17 protein-coding genes are annotated in these 15,680 nt (G+C 64.5%); 9 read left to right on the top strand and 8 right to left on the bottom strand.

Going from position 1 to position 15,680, the window contains the following annotated elements; genetic code table 11:
- Positions 1-28: 28 nt before the first annotated feature.
- Positions 29-1,720, top strand: coding sequence for an FAD-dependent oxidoreductase (locus ABIC09_RS29335; RefSeq protein WP_354037612.1), 1,692 nt, complete (start codon positions 29-31; stop codon positions 1,718-1,720).
- 31 nt (positions 1,721-1,751) lie between these two features.
- A complete protein-coding gene (locus tag ABIC09_RS29330) occupies positions 1,752-2,732 on the top strand; it encodes a Bug family tripartite tricarboxylate transporter substrate binding protein (RefSeq protein ID WP_354111444.1) in 981 nt (326 codons plus the stop codon).
- An 82-nt stretch (positions 2,733-2,814) separates the two neighbouring features.
- On the opposite strand, the gene ABIC09_RS29325 is transcribed toward ABIC09_RS29330, so the two are convergent.
- Positions 2,815-2,976 (bottom strand): hypothetical protein, encoded by a 162-nt coding sequence (locus tag ABIC09_RS29325; RefSeq protein ID WP_354037613.1) that lies wholly within the window; start codon positions 2,974-2,976, stop codon positions 2,815-2,817.
- A 330-nt stretch (positions 2,977-3,306) separates the two neighbouring features.
- On the opposite strand from ABIC09_RS29325, the gene ABIC09_RS29320 reads away from it, so the two are divergent.
- Both ABIC09_RS29320 and ABIC09_RS29315 read left to right on the top strand, forming a co-directional pair.
- Entirely contained in the window at positions 3,307-4,578 is a 1,272-nt protein-coding gene (locus ABIC09_RS29320; protein WP_354111443.1) for a DUF2157 domain-containing protein, read from the top strand.
- On the top strand, positions 4,575-5,168 hold the full coding sequence (locus ABIC09_RS29315; RefSeq protein WP_354111442.1) for a GDYXXLXY domain-containing protein: 594 nt from the start codon (positions 4,575-4,577) through the stop codon (positions 5,166-5,168). The genes ABIC09_RS29320 and ABIC09_RS29315 overlap by 4 nt, the downstream gene beginning before the upstream one ends.
- Here ABIC09_RS29315 and ABIC09_RS29310 read toward each other — a convergent pair.
- Positions 5,165-6,586: an aminotransferase-like domain-containing protein gene (locus ABIC09_RS29310; RefSeq protein ID WP_354111441.1), complete on the bottom strand. Its 1,422-nt coding sequence runs from the start codon at positions 6,584-6,586 to the stop codon at positions 5,165-5,167. The genes ABIC09_RS29315 and ABIC09_RS29310 overlap by 4 nt on opposite strands.
- Before the next feature lie 108 nt (positions 6,587-6,694).
- On the opposite strand from ABIC09_RS29310, the gene ABIC09_RS29305 reads away from it, so the two are divergent.
- Complete coding sequence (locus ABIC09_RS29305; RefSeq protein ID WP_354111492.1) at positions 6,695-7,555, top strand: DMT family transporter; 861 nt, start codon at positions 6,695-6,697, stop codon at positions 7,553-7,555.
- Positions 7,556-7,567: 12 nt separating this feature from the next.
- Here ABIC09_RS29305 and ABIC09_RS29300 read toward each other — a convergent pair whose 3' ends face one another.
- From ABIC09_RS29300 to ABIC09_RS29290, 3 genes are all read right to left on the bottom strand, one after another.
- A complete protein-coding gene (locus ABIC09_RS29300) occupies positions 7,568-8,782 on the bottom strand; it encodes an EAL domain-containing response regulator (protein ID WP_354111440.1) in 1,215 nt (404 codons plus the stop codon).
- 285 nt (positions 8,783-9,067) lie between these two features.
- Complete coding sequence (locus ABIC09_RS29295) at positions 9,068-9,493, bottom strand: hypothetical protein (protein ID WP_354111439.1); 426 nt, start codon at positions 9,491-9,493, stop codon at positions 9,068-9,070.
- A 395-nt stretch (positions 9,494-9,888) separates the two neighbouring features.
- Positions 9,889-11,052, bottom strand: coding sequence for a hypothetical protein (locus ABIC09_RS29290; RefSeq protein WP_354111438.1), 1,164 nt, complete (start codon positions 11,050-11,052; stop codon positions 9,889-9,891).
- 342 nt (positions 11,053-11,394) lie between these two features.
- Here ABIC09_RS29290 and ABIC09_RS29285 point away from each other — a divergent pair, with 342 nt between their 5' ends.
- The gene (locus tag ABIC09_RS29285; RefSeq protein ID WP_354111437.1) at positions 11,395-12,015 is read left to right on the top strand and encodes a LuxR C-terminal-related transcriptional regulator; all 621 of its coding nucleotides are present in this window, start codon (positions 11,395-11,397) and stop codon (positions 12,013-12,015) included.
- A 40-nt stretch (positions 12,016-12,055) separates the two neighbouring features.
- Here the strand turns inward: ABIC09_RS29285 and ABIC09_RS29280 are convergent, their stop codons facing one another.
- The 3 genes from ABIC09_RS29280 to ABIC09_RS29270 form a co-directional block, all read right to left on the bottom strand.
- A complete protein-coding gene (locus ABIC09_RS29280) occupies positions 12,056-12,304 on the bottom strand; it encodes a hypothetical protein (RefSeq protein WP_148755166.1) in 249 nt (82 codons plus the stop codon).
- A gap of 97 nt (positions 12,305-12,401) precedes the next feature.
- Positions 12,402-12,797 carry an Hpt domain-containing protein gene (locus ABIC09_RS29275; RefSeq protein ID WP_354111436.1) on the bottom strand — a complete coding sequence of 132 codons (396 nt, stop codon included), beginning with the start codon at positions 12,795-12,797 and terminating at the stop codon, positions 12,402-12,404.
- A gap of 163 nt (positions 12,798-12,960) precedes the next feature.
- Positions 12,961-13,656 (bottom strand): Crp/Fnr family transcriptional regulator, encoded by a 696-nt coding sequence (locus ABIC09_RS29270; protein WP_354111435.1) that lies wholly within the window; start codon positions 13,654-13,656, stop codon positions 12,961-12,963.
- A gap of 273 nt (positions 13,657-13,929) precedes the next feature.
- On the opposite strand from ABIC09_RS29270, the gene ABIC09_RS29265 reads away from it, so the two are divergent.
- The 3 genes from ABIC09_RS29265 to ABIC09_RS29255 all read left to right on the top strand — a co-directional run.
- Complete coding sequence (locus tag ABIC09_RS29265; protein WP_354111434.1) at positions 13,930-14,301, top strand: hypothetical protein; 372 nt, start codon at positions 13,930-13,932, stop codon at positions 14,299-14,301.
- Between the two features lie 116 nt (positions 14,302-14,417).
- A complete protein-coding gene (locus ABIC09_RS29260; protein ID WP_354111491.1) occupies positions 14,418-14,867 on the top strand; it encodes a response regulator in 450 nt (149 codons plus the stop codon).
- A gap of 418 nt (positions 14,868-15,285) precedes the next feature.
- Positions 15,286-15,680: Hpt domain-containing protein (locus ABIC09_RS29255; RefSeq protein ID WP_354111433.1), on the top strand; the 395-nt coding region annotated here is incomplete at its 3' end.

Genomic DNA, 15,680 nt, shown 5'->3' with positions numbered 1-15,680 from the left:
CTAATCTTATAACCGAGCCTGCAATAAAATGCATGCTGCGCAAGCGGCAAAGTTCGCGGCCTTGGGATGGAGACAGACCGTGAGGACACAGGTCCTGATCGTGGGTGCCGGCCCGGTCGGATTGACCGCGGCGATGGATCTGGCCTCGCGCGGCATCGACGTCGTCGTCGCCGAGATCCGCCATGCCGGTGATCCGCCCAACGTCAAATGCAATCACGTGTCGGCGCGCTCGATGGAAGTGTTCCGGAGGCTCGGCGTGGCGACAAAGCTGCGCGATGCGGGCCTGCCCGCGGACTTCCCGAACGATTGCTCCTACCGGACCACGGCGACCGGCATCGAGCTCTGCCGTATCGACATTCCTTCCCGCGCGCGCCGCTACAGCGCGACCGGCGGCCCCGACACCTGGTGGCCGACGCCGGAGCCGCCGCACCGGATCAATCAAGTCTATCTCGAGCCGATCCTGTTCAGCCACGCCGCCGCCCAGGCGGGCATCACTATTCTGGCGCGCACGGAAATCACTGAGATCGAGCAGGACGATGACCACGCGGTTGCGCGTGCGCGCAATCTCGACAGCGGAGAGACGCTTCGAATCGAAGCCAGTTTTATCATCGGGTGCGACGGCAGCCGCTCGTTGGTTCGCAAAGCGATTGGAGCAAGCCTGTCCGGAACGCCGGTGATTCAGCGCGTACAATCGACCTTTATCGAAGCGCCGCAACTGAAGGAGTTGATGGGGGCGCACAAGCCGGCCTGGATGGTGCTGTCGCTCAACCCGCGACGCTCGGGCACGACGGTGGCGATCGACGGTCACGACCGCTGGCTGATCCACAACCACCTCAGGCCCGACGAGCCCGAGTTCGACTCGGTCGATCGCGACTGGTCGATCCGCGCCATTCTCGGCGTCGACGAGCGTTTCGAATACAAGATTGTCAGCAAGGAAGACTGGGTCGGGCGCCGGCTGGTGGCCAATCGCTTCCGCGACCGCAGGGTATTCATCTGCGGCGACGCCGCGCATCTGTGGATGCCCTATGCGGGCTATGGCATGAACGCCGGCATCGCCGACGCCGTCGATCTCTGCTGGCAATTGGCGGCGCATCTGAACGGCTGGGCGTCCGCTGCGATGCTCGACGCCTACGAGGCAGAGCGCCAGCCCATCACCGACCAGGTGTCGCGCTTTGCGATGGACCACGCGATGAAGATGATGGCGCAGCGCGGCGGCGTATCGGCGGAGATCGAGGACGACACGCCGCGGGGCCACGCGGCGCGCGCGGCACTGGCCAAAGCAGCCTATGATCTCAACGTGCAGCAATATTGCTGCGCCGGATTGAACTTCGGCTATTACTACGACACCTCGCCGATCATCGCTTATGATGGCGAGACCCCGCCGGTTTACGCGATGGGCAGCTTCACCCCCTCCACCGTGCCGGGCGCACGCGCGCCGCACGTTTTCCTGCGCGACGGGCGATCACTCTACGACGCATTCGGTACGGGCTACAATCTCTTGCGGTTCGATCCGGCGATCGATGTGGCACGATTGCAGTCCGCCGCAGAAGCGCGTGGCGTTCCGCTCACACTGATCGACATCGCGCCGGACGAGGCCAACGGCGCCTATGCCGAGAAGCTCGTGCTGGTGCGGCCCGACCAGCACATCGCCTGGCGCGGGCAGGCGACGCCTGAAGATCCACAAGCATTGTTGGCGCGTCTCACCGGCGTGGCGGCGTAAGCAATTCATAAAAGAGACCAGGGAGGAGAGCGTGTTTCACGTTGCAAGGCGCCGCATTCTGGCCGTGCTGTCGGGTGCGGTTCTCGCCGCGTTGCCGCTACAGGCAGTCGACGCGGCCTATCCGGAGCAGTTGATCAAGATCATCGTGACCTTCCCGCCCGGCGGCAGTGCCGACACCGTCATCCGCGCGCTCGAGCCGCTCGTCACCGCCGAGCTCAGGCAGAGCCTGGTGATCGAGAATCGCGCCGGGGCCGGGGGCAATATCGGCATGGCGGCTGTCGCGCAGGCCAAGCCCGACGGCTACACGCTCGGCGTCGCGCCGGCGGGCGCGCTGACGGTGAATCCGCACCTCAATTCGTCGATGCCGTTCGATCCGAAGGATCTCGCGCCGATCACGCTGCTTGCGGAAATTCCGTTCGTGCTGGTCTCGTCGGCCGACATTCCCGCGCACAACGTTGCGGAGGCGACCGCACTCGCCAAGGCGAAGCCCGGCGCGCTGTCGATCGGCCATGGCGGCAATTCGACGGCGATGCATTTGACGGCCGCGCTATTCACGCAGAAGACCGGGATCGACATGGAGCTGGTCCCGTATCGCGGCACGGCGCCGGCGTCGGTCGACGTTCTCGCAGGCCATGTGCCCTTCGCGGTGCTGGACATTCCTGCGTCGATGCAATTGATTCTCGACGGCAAGCTCAACGCAATCGGCGTATCTTCGGCACGCCGTGTTCCGTCCCTGCCCGACGTGCCGACGCTCGCCGAGAGCGGCATTGCGGGCTTCGAATCCGTCGGCTGGTTCGGGCTGGTCGCTCCTTCAGGCACGCCTCCGGACATCGTCGTCAGACTGAATGAGGCCTTCGTAAAAGCCCTGAAGGACCCATCGGTGGCCGGGAGGATCCAGACCCTCGGCGCAGAGCCCGCCCCGACGTCCCCGGAAGAGTTTGGCCGCTTCATTCAGAGCGAAAGCGCGAAATGGGGCAAGCTGATCAGCGAGGCCGGCATCAAGGCGAACTAGCGCTGCCGTTTCGAGTTACGTTGACAATGCACAAAATTGCGCGGCGCGCCCGACCATGAGCGCGCCTGAACTAGGTAGCGTGTCACACGAACTGGAAGCGCCGCCCAGCCGCGTCCGCTTCGATGAGCTCAACAGCGTCAGTGCCGATCAGGCGCTTTGCAATGATGACATCGTGCTCCTGTTTTGCCCGACGTGTCAAACGCCGCGCGAGGTCATCCGAAGTCGCCGACGCTGCGGTCGCCATTTATCTCTGCCGACCTCCGAAAGCGTGATTGGAGACCTGGCGGCAGTGTCGCCAACAACTAGCTACAGTGTCGATTCCGACCCACCTCCACCCGGCGTGCGCCGCTCTCCAAATTTTACCCACCGCATCAGATGCTTCGCCGGCTGCAGCGCGCCTCGCGCCGGCAGCCGCCGTCTACTGTGCATGGGGTTGTTTTCGACTTTTTTGTTGTCAGGCTGGGGAACACCCCCTGCGCGATGCTACGTTGAACCTGCCGCCGGCGCGATTCGACCAACATCCCGCGGCCGGCAGGGAGCCAGCCGCAGGCCAGCCGTCAGGTGATCCACCACGATGTTCGACAAGACCTACCGGCAGCGCCTCGAAGCTGATCTTGCGCAATGGGAAGCCGATGGCGTGATTGCGCCGGCGGCTGCCGCCTCCATTCGTCATGCGCTGCCGCCGCTTTCGCCGGGCATCAACATCGCGGTGATCGTTGCCATCGTCGGCGGCCTGTTGATTGCGGCCGCATTCCTTGCCTTCGTCGCGGCGCACTGGACCGAGATCGCGCGGCTGTTGCGGTTCGCGATCCTGCTTGCCGGCATGGTCGTCGCCGGCGGCCTCGGGGCGTGGTTCGCGGCGAGCGGCCGCATTGTTCTCGCCGACCTCTGCGCGAGCATCGGCGCGATCATCTTCGGCGCAGGCATCGCGCTGGTCGGCCAGATGTATCATCTCGGCGACGATTTTGCCGGCGGCATGCTGTTGTGGTCGATCGGCGCATTTGCCGCGGCACTGCTGACCGGCTCGCGCGGCGCGCTTGCGGTCGGGCTCGCGGCCGCCTGCATCTGGACCTGCATGCGCGTCTATGATGCACCGGACGCCCTCCATCTTCAATTCGCGGTGGTCTGGCTGATCGCCGCCGCGCTCGCGCTCGCATGGAATTCCCGCGTCGCTGCCCATCTCGTCGCGATTGCGGTGCTGCCGTGGTGGATCGCGACGTCGCTGCGCTTCGACTTCGAAGGTGTCCAGCCGTCCTTCGTGCTGGCGAACGGTGCGGCCCTGCTGTTCGGCGCCGGGCTCGCCATCGCCGCCGTGCCGTCGCCGCGGGCGCGCGGGCTTGGATCCGTCCTGGCGATCTATGGCGCGTTCGCGCTGGCCGTCGTCGCCTTCCTGGAGGTGACAACGGTCGACGATCTCTTCCGCCTTCGGACAAGCACGACCGCGGCCCAACCATCGTGGGCGATCATGTGCGGCGTCCCGGGTGTGGTGCTCGCGCTCGCGTCCGCCGGCGTTACCAGGCGTCTCGGCGAAATCCTCGCGGCATGCGCGATCGCCCTCGTGCTGATCGCCGCGCCGGTCTGGCCCGCATCCGCGGCCGGCGAGCCCTGGTTTGCTTATGCCGCGCTGCTCTGCGCCATGCTGTGCCTCGTCGTCTCCGGCGTGCTCGACGATGTGCGTCCACGGATCGTCGCCGGCTGGCTCGGCATCGCCGGCGTCATCGCCGCGATCACCTGGGCGGTGAAGGGCTCGCTGCTGCGCCGCTCGGCCTTCCTGGCGGTGGCCGGCGTCGTTGCCGTCGTCTTTGCAACCGCACTCAATCGCGCGCTGCCGAGGGCTGAACGATGATCAGGCTCGTCGCGCTCTGGCACCGTATCCCGAAGGCCGTGCTGTTCGGTGCCGCCATCCTGCTGCAATGCGCGCTGCTGGTTCTGATGGTCGCCGACCGCGTGAAAATCCTGCGCGAAGGCCGCGAGGTGACCTTGCAGACCCGGCCGCTCGATCCCCGCGATCTCCTGCGCGGCAACTATGTCGTGCTCGGCTACGACATCTCGCAGGTGCCGGCAGGTGCGCTCGCCGGCCAGCCGACCGCCGAGCGCAATCCGATCGTGTTCATCAAGCTCGCACCCGATGCCAACGGCCTCTATCAGGCGGTTTCCGTGCATGCCGCGCCTGTGACGGTCACGGCGCCCGAAGTGCTGATCCGCGGCCGCGTCGTTTATTCCTGCGGTTCGACCAGCCGCACCTTCTGCGACAAGCTGCAGATCAGATACGGCCTCGAAAGCTATTTCGTGCCGGAAGGCGAGGGCAAGACGCTCGAGCAGGCCCGCAACCAGCAAAAGCTGCGCGTCGTCGCCGCCGTGCTGCCCTCGGGCCGCGCCGCAATCAAGCTGCTGTTGCTCGATGGTCAGCCGATCTATGAGGAGCCGTGGTACTAGCGGTCGTGCTGCGCCTTTAGCGCTCGCCGCAGCACGTCCCAGATCCGCGGATCGCTCATATGCGCCACGTTGAAGCGCATGGAATTCGACGCCGATTGCGACACGCTGAACACGTTGCCGGGCGCGAGCACCACGTCCTCTTCGAGCGCGGCGCGTGCAACGGCGGTGGCATCCTGCCCGTCGGCGAGGCCGCACCACAGGAAGAAGCCGCCGCGCGGCATCAGCCAGAGTTCGATGCCCAACGCCCCGAGCTTTCGCGCGACGTCGCGTCGGGTGCGCGTGAGCTTTTGCCTGAGCTCGTCCATGTGCTTGCGATAACTGCCGCCGGCCAGCACCTTTGTGATGACCTCGGTCGCGACCGGGCTCGGGCCACCGAAGCTGGTGGCGACCTGGAGGTCGATGAGATGCTCGACCCAGTCGGCCCGTGCAGCGATATAGCCGCAGCGAACCGAGGCCGAGAGCGTCTTGGAGAAGCTGCCGATCCGGATCACGCGGTTCAGTCCATCCAGCGCGGCAAGGCGCGGCGACCGCTCCGGCTCGAAGTCGCCAAAAATGTCGTCCTCGATGATGGTGAGATCGTGCGCAGCCGCCGCGGTCAACAGCCGGTGCGCGGTCGGAAGCGAAAGCGTCGCGCCGGTCGGATTGTGCAGCGCTGAATTGGTGATGTAGAGCCGCGGCCGTTCGGCTACGAGAATTTGCTCGAAGACCGTGACATCAGGGCCCGACGGCGTGTAGGGCACGCTGACGATCTTCGCCTGATGCGCGCGCAGCAGCGCACGAAAATTGAAGTAGCAGGGATCGTCGACCAGCACGGTGTCGCCGGGACGAAGCAGGAAGCGGCAAATCAGGTCGGTTGCCTGCGTGCCCGAACCCGTCAGCATCAGCTGGCCGATCGAGGCCTCGATCTCGTCTTCGGCGAGGCGCGCGAGCAGCAGCCGGCGCAGCGCAAGCGAGCCGGATGTCGAGCCGTAGTTGGTCAGCACGCTCGCGTCGGTGCGGGCAAGCGCGCGAGTGGCGCGCCGCAACGCTGCTTCCGGCATCCACTCCGGCGGCAGCCAGCCGCAACCGGGTTTCGGCACGGCCGCGTCGGCGTCGAGCGATTGCCTGGAGACCCAGAACGGATCGACCGCCCGATCGCGGCGCGGCTCGACCTCGGTCAATGCGAGCGGCGGCGTGACCATCGGCGACACATAGAAGCCCGCCCCGCGGCGCGCGCGGATCAGGCCTTCTGCGGCGAGGCGATCATAGGCCTCCACCACCGTGGACGGCGAGACGCGCATCGTGGCGGCAAGGCTGCGGATCGCCGGCAGGCGGTCGCCGGCGCCAAGCGCGCGTCCGGCGATCTTGGCGCGGATCGCGCTCATCACGTCTATGGTCCGGGTGCCGCCGCGCCCCTTCGTTCGCGCTTCGATGTCCAAGGTGTACTGCCTTCCACACCAATACAGATTGGCCGGATTGTACTGGATTGTCACTGGTCTCGCCACCGCCGGAGGCCGAAGATGGCAACTCAAAAAAGTGGGACGGACATGCAATCTGCGGGCAACGGCTGGGGCAACGGGCTTCTCGGCGTCATCATCTTCAGCGGCTCGCTGCCGGCGACGCGCGTCGCGGTCGGCGGCTTCTCCGCGCTGTTCCTGACGTCGGCGCGGGCAATCATCGCGGCGCTGATCGGTGCGGCCGTGCTCGGCTTGCTGCGTCAGGCGTGGCCGGCGCGCAGGGATCTCGCCTCGTTGACCATCGTCTCCATCGGCGTCGTGGTCGGCTTCCCCTTGCTGACGGCGCTGGCGCTCCAGCACATCACCTCGGCGCATTCGATCGTCTTCATCGGCCTGCTGCCGCTGTCGACCGCGATCTTTGCCGTGCTGCGTGGCGGCGAGCGGCCGCAGCCGCTGTTCTGGCTGTTCGCAATTCTCGGCAGCGTCACGGTGGCAGGCTTTGCCCTCTCGAATGACGGCACCGCATCGGTCACCGGCGATCTGCTGATGGTGGCCGCGATCGTGCTGTGCGGGCTCGGCTACGCCGAGGGTGCCGCGCTGTCGCGCCGGATTGGCGGCTGGCAGGTCATCTCCTGGGCGTTGCTGTTGGCGCTGCCGCTGATGCTGCCCGTCATGATCTGGACCTGGCCGTCGACATGGAGCGGCGTCGGTGCGCCGGCCTGGATCGGGCTCGCTTATGTCTCGATCTTCAGCATGTTCGTCGGATTCATCTTCTGGTATCGCGGGCTAGCGATCGGCGGCATCGCTCGCGTCGGCCAGTTGCAGCAGCTCCAGCCGTTCTTCGGCCTGGCGCTGGCCGGCTTCCTGCTGCACGAGCCAGTCGCCTGGAGCATGGTCGCCGCGACCGCGCTCGTCGTCGTCTGCGTGTTCTTCGCGCGACGATATGCCTGAGGCCCTCGCGCTTCACTCTTGCCCCATCACCGTCCGCGTCAGCGCGCTTCTTGCAAATTTCTTCAATGGCATCGGCTTGCCGAACAGATAGCCCTGCACGAGGTCGAAACCGAGCTCGTTGGCGGCCACCAGGTCGGCTCGGCTTTCGATGCCTTCGGCCGCCGTGCGCACACCGTAACCATGCGCGAGTTCGACGATATGGCGGCACACCGTCCGCTTCAGGCGATCATTGCCGCAGCCGGTGATGAATTGCCGGTCGGCCTTCAGGTTGATGAAGGGGATATTGTCCAGGCCCATCAGCTCCGGCCAGTTGGCGCCGAGATTGTCGATCGACAGGCCGATATTGTGGAAGCGCATTTCGCGCGCAGCTTCGGTGAGGAATTCGATGTCGTGGATCGCCTCTTCGCTGGCGATCTCGACCGTCAGTCCGCCGAAGGCCGGATGCGTCGGCACGCGGCGGCAGAGATCGCGCACGGCCTGCGGCTCCCTCAGGTAGGGCGCAGGCAGGTTGATCGACAGATCGACCGCGCTCTGCCGCTCCAGGAGATAGTGCCAGTCCTGCAGCGCGCGCTCGATCACGAACTCCGAGAGGGCGCGGAAATGCGGATCATGTGCCTCGGGGATGAAATAGGCCGGCGGCACCACACCCCAGGTCGGATGCCGCATCCGCACCAGCGCCTCGGCGCCGCAGCGGACCAGCGAGCGCGCGTCGATTTTCGACTGGTACCAGAGCTCGAGCCAGCCCGCATGCAGGGCCTCGCCGACATGCACGGCCGGGCTCGGGGCCGGCTCCTCGGGCAGCAGCATCGCCACGCGCTCGCGCAGCGTCTCCGCGGCAAAGGGCGTCGTGAGCGGCGGCAGCATCGCAAGTCCATATTCCTCGCCGACCTGCTGTACCGCCTTGAGGATAATCGACTCGCGCGCGCCGACCGCTACCACCTTGCCGGCAAAGGCCTCGCGCACCAGCGTCTCCAGAAATTTTCCCGGCTCGATGCCGTCGGCGGCGACGCCGAACAGGATCAGGTCCGGCAATTCGCTGGCAAGCACCGTTTGCAGCTCGTCCGCGCTGCCGCATTCGCTGGTGACGAAGCCGAGATCCTCGAGCACGTCGCTCAGGAAGGCGCGCAGATGGCGCTTGCCGTCGGCCACGCAGGCGCGCGGCGTCACCTTTCGCCGTCCGAAGGTCTTAGGCCTCCGCTCGGCGACTTCACTGATCCCATCACTCATCGCACACCACTCCCGTTTCGTGACGGTGGTGTTACCGATATGAGCGGATTCAAATATGGAGAGCTTCAGTCGATTGTCGAATTATCCGGGTAACGTTAAAGCCGCCATCATATGTAAAATTGTCCGGATTATCTTCGAGAAGATTTCACTTTCGCCGGCGTTTTGCGCGCAGCGGCGCGGCAATCGCTGAGATTTCCAAGAGGACGCCGGCCGCACGTGAGCGCAGCCGGTGTCCTGCAATTGGACGAAGCTGCGCGCGCTTCGCCCAAATCAATAACGCCGGTATCAGTTGGCCGTCGCCTTGTCGTGTTCGGCCATGCCGACGGCCTTGTAGTCATAGGTCGGATAGAATTCGGTGCGGTACGGCCCCCACGCGGTGTCCTCGATGATGCGGTTGACCTCACGCAGTCGCGCGGCCGGCAGCCGCAGCGTGACCACCTGGCCGATCCCCATCATCACGTACCAGCTCACGACTTCCACGCCCGCCGGTGGAAAGGCTTTGCGGAAGCCTTGCTTGTCGAGCTGCGCATTCAGCTCGCTGAGCGGACGCGACTGGTCGTGCTTGAAGAAGACGGTGAGCAGCACGGCATTGTCGGCGGTCGGCGCGGCGTTGCCGGAGGGCGGTGCCGTCTGCGCCATCGTCGCCGGTGTGAGCGCGCATGCGCCCGTCAGCCACGCCGTCACCATCAACACCAGTCGGATTGATCTCATCGCCTATCTCCTTCCCAATGCAGCATGCGATGCATCGGAGAATAGGAGCGATACGTTCAGTCCACGAATTCATATTCGCGCGATGCGCGCATGTTCCCCCGCCGCGCGTGACAGTCATGCGACAACTCGCGCAGGCGCCGGGCCGACAAGTGTGAAGCACCTCACATGCGCCTTGCTGCACCTGCGCTATTGGTCCACCTAGCCGGTGGTGGGCTGTCAGGGATTGCAGCTATGACGACGCGGCGATTGATCTATTGGTGGTTCAGGTTCGTGATGTCAGGGCGATTTCTCGATCGCTTCCTGTGCCTGCCGCACGCGCCCGAATAGCGGGGAGACATTTTCTGTTTGAGCATGATCTTGTCGGAAAACCGCTTCACATTTTTCCGGATCATGCTCTAAGTCGCCCCGATCAATTTGCGAAGCGCCGCCGCGCCGTCCTGCACGGCGTCGCGGCCCTTCCAGGCCAGATAGCTCAGCTTACCGCCCAGCGTTTCCTGGCTGCGCAGCCGGCGCGATCCGAGGATGTGACCGACATTGGCGGGGAAGCGGCTAACCTCGGCCGACACCAGCGCCGCGATCGCATCCATCAGTTGCTGAAGCCGGGCGCCCCATTCGCTCTGCTCGATGCCGTCGATGCGAAGCTTGAGCGCGTGTTCGGCCTCGTAGATTTCGGTGAGCAGGTCGCGCGCGACGAGGAAACGGTTGTGGCGAAGTGCGATCCGCAGGGCGAGGCGCTTGTCGTCGAGCCGGTCGAGCACCATGGGAACGACGCAAGCATAGGGCGCCGCTGCAACGTCGGCAGCGCTCTTGCTCGCGGCCGCATTGGTCGCAAGGTATGCGAGCTGCCAGAATGTCTTCAGGCGCCTCGCCACCAGCGCCAGTGCAAAAGGCAGCGCATTGGGATTGGCCTTCTTGAACGCGTCGAGCCGCGCGGTGATCTGGGCGACCTGGCCGTCGTCGAATTTCGTGATGGTCTCGGGCAGCTTCGCGTTGAACTTCGGCAGTGCGTCGCCGGCGCGCAGCACCTGCTGCATCTTCTTCACGTCGTTGAAGGCGGTGCGCGAAGCCGTGTATTGCGCGAGCTTGCCGCGCGCGAACTCTGTGCTCTCGGCCGAGGCGAGCGTGTTCTCGAGCACCTTGACGACCTTGACCTGAAAGGTCGTCGCGATCTTCAGCACTTCCTTGGGATTGTTGGCGGTGACCTGGTCGTTGATCGCCTTGACGTAGTCGCGCGCCATGGTCGGCAGCAGGTCGCGGCAGATCCATTCCCAGATCGGGGTGAGCGTGTTGCGCGAGATCCGCCCCGCATTGGCGTGCTCGGGCGCGCCGTCGATCAGGAGCAGCTCGAGCGGCGCGAAGAAGTAGCGCGAAGGATTGGTGGCGCGCGCCTGGTTCGATCCGTCCTTGCGGAACTCGGCGCGCAGTTTTGCCTGCACGCCGGCCGATCCCGGCATGTCGATGCCGCACGATTCGAGCCGCTCGAGTTCGCTCAGCAGACAGCTGCGCGACAACGGTGTCAGCTTCTGCAGGAACTCCGAAAGCTGGTCGACCTCGTCCATGGCACGCAATCTCTCGCAACGATTCCAGCAGGCCCTACCGGCGGCCCAGTGCATGGAGGCATTTGCGCGCTCTCAATTGTGACAAAGAGAAGCAGGCCGCCGTTAATTTATCCGTAAAATCCGGGGCGCCGCGGGCAAGCGAGTCGCGATCGTTGAGGATGCCTCCGGCGCTCTGCTCATGATTTAGGCAGGTTTATCAACCCTGACATGGTCAAATATCCCAGTTTGCAAGCATAAATTGTGCCTGCGTCGCCTTTTCAGCACAGAAGCGACGAAATCACCGTAGTCTTACGGAGAAAAAAGTTAACCACAGACCGCCCCGGGTTCCGCTACACAAGTCACATGGGGTCACAGAACGATACGGTTGCTGATTCGCGGCCGTCGGAATGGTTCGAAAGCAGCACTGCTCCGACCGAAGAGCTCGATTTCGTCCGGCTGAATGCCGCCCGCGCCAAGGCGGCCGACGAGATGGCTGCGGCCATCGCCCGCGAGCTCAACGGTCCCCTGACCGCGCTCCTGCTCTACATGGGCGAGATCAAGCACCACAGCGACCAGCTCGCGCCCGTCTCGGCGGACCGTGCCTATTTGCAGCAGGTGGTGGAGAACGCACTGGCGCAGACCGAGCGCGTCTGCGACCTGGTCAAGCAGCTCGCCGGCTCTCACAAGGGCGCGTTGCCTGCGCCGTCCACAACCGAGGATGCCGAGTCGAGGGCCGGCCGCGTGATGCCGGCGCCGCGCGAGGCGGGGTCCGAATTATCGAGCCTGTCGGGCAAGCGGCTGACCAAGCGCGAGCGTGAAGTGCTGCGGCTGATCAGCGAGGGATTTTCGAACAAGCAGGGGGCGCTGCGGATGCAGATCAGCCCGCGCACCTTCGAGAGCCATCGGGCCGAAGCGATGCGCAAGCTCGGCGCGCGCAACACCGCGGACCTTGTCCGCGCGGCGCTGCTGCATTCGATCGATTGAGGCCGTCGTCTGGCGCCGCCTGGTAGCGGCGCGGTCGCGCCTAAAAATAATCCTCGGCGAAGGGGCGCACGCGCGAATTGGACCGCCGCGCCTTCGGCTCTTCCTTCGGGGCACTTGGGATGATGGTGATGGTCCAGCGCGGCGGGATCGTCGAATCCTGCTCCAGCACCGAGCGGACAAAACCCGTCACCGTGGACTCGCCCGCCTTCACCGTGGCCATCCGGCCGTTGAACTGCGCGATGCGGAAGCGACGGACCTCTTTCTGGTCCGCAGTCTCATAGGTGAACATGGAAACCCTCCTGGTTTCCGGCGACTATCGCCACCTATGATTAGTCATCTGTGAAAATTGCAAACCGTATAAGTACGGCGGGTGCAGGCTAGGTTGGTCAGCCCTGCGGTTCCTGCGCCTTCGCGGCGGTGAAGGCCTCATCCATCTGCTGCCGTAGATCGCTGAATTCGGCGTCGTCCAGGGTGCCGGCAGTGCTCTCGAGCCGCAGCGCCAGCGCCGCGAGCCTGAGATAGCCGAACGTCCTGGCCGTGCTCTTCAGCGAATGCGCCTCGCGCGTGATCCGGCCACGATGCTGGCCGAGCGCGAGCGTATGAAACAGCTTGAGCCGCGCGCTCGTCTCGCTCCAGAATACTGCGCGCACTTCACAGGCGCCGTCCTCGCCGATCTCGCGCACGAGCACGATGAACGCGCCAGGCTCGCGCAGCGGTTCAAGCTCGCGCAGGGGCGCGGTAGCGAGCGCGCCCTGCGCGGGCGCGAAAGCGGCGTCGAACATGGTGTCCCGGTCCCCGTGATGCGCGTCGCGGTGCGAGGCGTCCGGGATATCTACGCCATCCCGATTTCGGTTCTGGTCTCGAGATATGCGGTCTTTGCAGGCGGCGTTAAGCACTTGCTTTACCATGCGCCGCAAGCACTTGTTTTAGTACGCGCCGCGCCCGTCAGGGCCCGAGCAGCCGGTCGTACTGGGCCTTGACCGTGGCGTAGCATTCGCACGCCGTCTGGCGCAGCCCCTCCAGATTGAGGATCTGGATGTGTCCGCGGCTATAGTGGATGAAATTGGCCTGCTGCAAGGTATTGGCGACCAGCGACACGCTGTTGCGCCGCGCCCCGATCATCTGCGCCATGGCCTCCTGGGTCAGCAGCAGCCGGTAGTCGCCCGACAAATCATGGGTGTGCAGCAGGCAGCGCGACAGCCGCGCCTCCACCGGATGCGCTGCGTTGCAGCCCGCGGTCTGCTGCACCTGCGCGTAGACCGCGAGCCCGTGGCGCGTCAGCAGCGTCCGCAGGGTGGAGCTCTGTTCGGCCGCCACGCGCAGCCGATCGAGGTCCATCACCGATGCGACGCCGGGAACCAGCACGACCGCCGTGTTCAGCGCGCTGGCATCGCCCATGATCGAGAGTGTCCCGAGCAGGCTGTCACGGCCGATCATGGCCACCTGCACATGCTCGCCCTTGGCAAGTTTCACGACCAGCGAGATCACGCCACGGTGCGGGAAATAGGCGCGCTTGAGCGCTTCGCCGGCTTCGACCAGCACCGCATCATGCGGCAGATCGACCGTGCGCAGATGTGCACGGATCGATTCATAATCGTCTGCCGACAGTGCTGATAGGAAACCGTTGGATGGGCGTACCATCGTTTCCAAATCTGCCTCCCGTCTCCTCCGCCGGAGGAACGTCCGCCCCCGCATTCGCTGTCCTCGGCAAGTTCCATCATGTTCGCGGCGGGATATATTGGCAATTGGTTCGTTGTTCACAGCTGCGCCCATCGCCTGGATACCCGCTTGGTGTGCACGCTGCATGCAGCCGAGGTCGCCTCCGTGCCCGCCGATGATGATTTCGAGTAGGCGTGTCGCAGCGCTACGCCTTCACCCAAGACAGTCTTTCTGACCAATTCAGTCGCGATTGAGATGAGGGCGCAACAGAGCGAAGTCGGCAGCAGCGAGCATTCGCAGCAATTGGTTGGGCGCTGGTCCGCTTGGCTGCGCGCCAAACAGATATATCTTATTGGTTGTGTTGATGTCTATATACCCGTTGAAGGGCAGGCGGCCTGCCGCATTTGCGGCGGAAATGAGAACTGCGCGCTGATTCGTGCGCCCGGCGAGCCAGTCCTGCGTCATCAACCGGGAATGAGTGGCAAGGGGGCCTTCATGAGCCGGAAACGGGCAATCGACGGCAGGCATTGCATCCGCATGTTCATCGGTTGCCAGCTGCTCCGCACCACCTTATCTCCTTCGTCGATTCTTTTCAGCCGTCAGCAATTGCCTCTCGCCATTGCCTGACCTGGCCGCAGATCTCGCGTTCTTCCTGTTCGCATGCTGCACAAGTTCGACTGTGCGCGCGGTCATCACCATTTCAATGCAAGCGAGAGGAGAACGGCGTGCGCTACGGTGCAATCATTGAATCGCCGAAACGAGAAACTCGAGCGACGACAGAAAGCTCGCGCCATATTCTGGTCGTCGACGACGACCCGATGGTGCGCATGGCCATCGAAATCTATCTCCAGCGAAACGGTTTTCGGGTCACGATTGCCGACGGGGGAGAAGCGGGACTTCGCGCGCTCGAGCATCAACAGTTCGACCTGATGATCGTCGACATCTTCATGCCGCATATGCGCGGCTTCGAATCGATCCGGTTCTTTCATGACCATGCACCCGCCATTCCGCTGATCGCGATGTCCGGCTACGCCTTTGCAGATCTGAACTCGCCAGCGCCCGACTTCCTGAGGATGGCGCTCGAGCTCGGCGCCGCGCGCTGCCTGCGCAAGCCGTTCACGCCGGACGCGCTGCTGGCTACCGTCAAGGACTGTCTTGCCGAACGTCATGCCGCTGCTGCGCGGCTGGGTTAGCGCGTTATTGTCCGCGACGCTCGCGAGGTAAGAGTCCGTTTACCGCGAGCGCGATCCTTGCGGATTTCAGCACAACATCGACAGACGGTCGCAGAGGCGATTTCGGTCGCGCGTGATTTGATTCAATTCGCGCGGTCCGTGCATATCTCCCGATTCTGGCGGGATTTTTCTGCGCTTATCCCGGCGCTGTTATCGGCGCGTTTACCTGTTGCGCTTTCGGCCCGATGCCGCATGCGGGATTCGCCGAAAACCGCAGCCTCGCGCGGTCGAACAGCAAACTTCGCTTCAATATCCGTATTAGCACGGAGGATGAAATTAACGGGACCGTGAAATGGGTTGTCTAACGATCTAGGAGCGGACTTCCGCCGATTCCAAGCGCGGTGCAGGCGTCGAGGTCAGCTCAGTCAAGGCGTAGCTCATGGATGATCTGTTACGGGAGTTTCTGACGGAGACCAGCGAGAGCCTGGACACCGTGGACAATCAGCTGGTGAAGTTCGAGCAGGAGCCGAACAACGCCAAGATCCTGGATAACATCTTCCGCCTGGTCCACACCATCAAGGGTACGTGCGGCTTCCTCGGACTGCCGCGGCTCGAAGCGCTGGCGCATGCCGGCGAGACGCTGATGAGCAAGTTCCGCGACGGCATGCCGGTGACGGGCCCGGCGGTGACGCTGATCCTGTCCTCGATCGACCGCATCAAGGAGATCCTCGCAGGGTTAGAGGCGACCGAAGCCGAGCCCGAAGGCACCGACCGCGACCTCATCGACAAGCTGGAAGCGATGGTCGAGCAGGGCATGGCGGCCATGGCGGCAAT

The organism is Bradyrhizobium sp. S3.12.5 (genome assembly GCF_040548225.1).
Classification (GTDB): Bacteria; Pseudomonadota; Alphaproteobacteria; order Rhizobiales; family Xanthobacteraceae; genus Bradyrhizobium; species Bradyrhizobium cytisi.
Note: the sequence above shows the minus strand (reverse complement) of the source record. Positions and strands in the feature narration are given on the sequence as shown.